The 3,302-nt window shown below is 51.9% G+C and carries 1 protein-coding gene; it reads left to right on the top strand.

The window, feature by feature from the left end:
- The first annotated feature begins 10 nt into the window (after positions 1-10).
- The gene (locus JUI58_RS16700; protein WP_348539911.1) at positions 11-2,938 is read left to right on the top strand and encodes a tetratricopeptide repeat protein; all 2,928 of its coding nucleotides are present in this window, start codon (positions 11-13) and stop codon (positions 2,936-2,938) included.
- Positions 2,939-3,302 lie beyond the last annotated feature (364 nt).

Here is a 3,302-nt window from a genome sequence, read left to right as displayed (position 1 = left end):
AAGTGCGGCAATACTGCCCGTCTCTGGGATGGCACAGGGAAAACCCGTTGAAACCCACATCGCCCAACAGTCGCCGGACTTAGATGAGGCAAACCGAATTTTGCAAGAAGGATCTCAACTGTTTCAAGAGGGATCGGCAGAATCTCTCAGACAAGCCATTTCTAAATTGGAACAAGCCGCGATTCTCTTTCGCCAAGCTGGTAATCAAAGTTTAGAAGCGACCTCTCTCCTTGGTGTTGGTAGAATCTACTCCTCCCTAGGAGAAAAGCAGAAAGCCCTGGAATACTACGATCGCGCCTTGTCCCTCCTCCAAGCAGTGGGCGATCGCGGAGGAGAAGCCACCACCCTCAACAATATTGGCTTGGTCTACAATTCCCTAGGAGAAAAACAGAAAGCGTTGGAATACTACGATCGCGCTTTGCCCCTTATACGAGCCGTGGGCGATCTCCGGGGGGAAGCCCGCACCCTCAAGAATATTGGCGCTGTCTACTCCGACCTAGGAGAAAAGCAGAAAGCGTTGGAATACTTAGAACGCGCCTTGTCCCTCAACCAAGCTGTGGGCGATCGCGGGGGAGAAGCCAACACCCTCAACAATATTGGCGCTGTCTACTCTGACCTAGGAGAAAAGCAGAAAGCTCTTGAATACTACGATCGCGCCTTGTCCCTCCTCCAAGCAGTGGGCGATAGCGGAGGAGAAGCCGTCACCCTCAACAATATTGGCAGAGTCTACTCTGACCTAGGAGAAAAGCAGAAAGCTCTTGAATACTACGATCGCGCCTTGTCCCTCCTCCAAGCAGTGGGCGATCGCCGGGGAGAAGCCACCACCCTCAACAATATTGGCTTGGTCTACTCCGACCTAGGAGAAAAGCAGAAAGCGTTGGAATACTACGATCGCGCCTTGTCCCTCCTCCAAGCAGTGGGCGATCGCCGGGGAGAAGCCACCACCCTCAACAATATTGGCTTTGTCTACTCTGACCTAGGAGAAAAGCAGAAAGCCCTTGAATACTATGCTCGCGCTTTGCCCCTCATCCAAGCAGTGGGCGATCGCCGGGGGGAAGCCCGCACCCTCAACAATATTGGCTTGGTCTACTCTGACCTAGGAGAAAAGCAGAAAGCGTTGGAATACTACGATCGCGCTTTGCCCCTCCGCCAAGCAGTGGGCGATCGCGGCGGAGAAGCCAATACATTAAAGAACATTGCCTTTACCCAACGTTCTCAAGGCAACCTCAAAACCGCCCTCACCGAGATAGAAAAATCCATCGCCATCATCGAAGACCTCCGCACCAAAATTGGCTCCCAAGACCTCCGCGCCTCCTACTTCGCCACCGTCCAAAACCATTACCAGTTCTACATTGACCTGTTAATGGAACTGCACCGCCAGAAACCCGAGCAAGGTTACAACGCCCGCGCCCTCCAGGCCAGCGAAAGTTCCCACGCCCGAGGACTCCTGGAACTCCTCAGCGAAGCCGCCGCCAACATCCGCCAAGGAGTCGATCCCCAACTCCTCGACCAAGAACAAAAACTCCTGCAACAAGTCAACAACCTTGAAAAAGACCGCTACGCACTCATAAGCAGCAGTCAATTCAGCAACACAGAACGCGACGACCTCGAACAAAAATCCCAACAAATCCTCGAGCAACTCGATCGCCTGGAAGCCCAAATTCGTAATAAAAGCCCCCGCTACGCCAACCTAAAATATCCCCAACCCCTCACCCTCCAACAAATCCAGCAACAAGTTCTCGACGACGACACCCTCCTCCTGAAATACGACCTCGGAGCAGAACACACTTATCTCTGGCTAGTGAGCAAAAACGACATCAGCAGCTACGAACTCCCCCCCGAAACAGAAATCGTCGCCGCCGCCCAACTCTTCCGAACCGCCCTGCAAAATCCGGAGGCCAAAATTGACACCGGACTCACCTTAAGCCAAATCCTCCTCTCCCCCGTAGCCGACAAGTTACAAAACAAACGCCTCCTTATTGTTGGAGAGGGAATCTTACAATATATCCCCTTCGCTGCCCTCCCTTGGGGTTCTCAAGCCCCAGGAGCCAACATTGCGCCCCTACTAGCCAACCACGAAATCGTCACCCTTCCCTCCGCCTCCACCATCGCCATCCAACGACAACAATTCGCCAACCGTACCCCCGCCCCCAACACCCTGGCCGTCCTGGCAGATCCTATCTTTACCAGGGGCGATGAGCGCCTCACCGGATCCCCCCAAAAAACCAACCCCTGCTTGGGTGAAGGCAGGACGTTGTTCGAGTTGTTCGAGTTCGAGCGCCTCTTTACCAAGGACGAAGAGCGCCTCACCAGCCCCCCCCAAAAAACCAACCCCTGCCTGAGTGAAGGCAGGAGATTGTTCGATCGCCTCCAAAACACCCGCACCGAAGCCGAAAAAATCCTCGCTTTAGTCCCAGACTCCCAGAAACTCCAAGCTCTGGACTTCCAAGCCTCCCGAGCCACCGCCACAAATCCCAACCTTGCCCAATACCAAATCCTTCATTTTGCCACCCACAGTATCCTCGATCCCGTCAACCCAGAACTATCGGGAGTCGTCCTCTCTCTCTTCGATGAGACTGGTACTTTTCAAAACGGATTTCTGCGCCTCCACGATATCTTTAACCTCAATTTACCTGCGGAATTAGTAGTTTTAAGTGCCAGCAAAACTGGTTTGGGAGAAGATATCAAAGGAGAAGGTTTGGTGGGGTTGACAAGGGGCTTTATGTATGCTGGGGCAAAACGAGTGGTAGCGAGTTTATGGGATATAAGCGATCTAGCCACCTCAGAAATGATGGGGGAATTTTATCGTAGAATGTTGGTAGAGAAGCAAAACCCGGTACAGGCATTAAGGGCAGCACAGTTGGCAATGTGGAATTCGGAACAGTGGCAATCTCCTTATTATTGGGCGGCTTTTACGATACAAGGAGATTGGCAATAGGGAAATTAACATTCCGAAAAAATCATTATTTAAAGAATAACTTGCCAATTTATTATCATCGATAAAAGTTCCCTCGGGATTGGGGAATTGCATGACCAATTGATTTCCTCGTCGCCATCACCTCTCTATTGTAAATCTTCTGCATTCTTGCAAAAATAAAAACATTGCCCATCGCAATAAAATCCGGTAATATCTGAGAGAGATAAAGTTGAGGGAAGGCGCGATGAAAAAGAGAACAAAAATCTGGGGCTGCATCCTGGCAGGGGCGGCAAGTGCGGCAATACTGCCCGTCTCTGGGATGGCACAGGGAAAACCCGTTGAAACCCACATCGCCCAACAGTCGCCGGACTTAGATGAGGCAAAC

The organism is Spirulina sp. CCY15215 (genome assembly GCF_016888125.1).
In the GTDB taxonomy this organism is placed as follows: Bacteria; Cyanobacteriota; Cyanobacteriia; order Cyanobacteriales; family Spirulinaceae; genus CCY15215.
The sequence above is the reverse complement of the archived record's forward strand: the minus strand, read 5'-3'. Positions and strand labels throughout refer to the sequence as shown.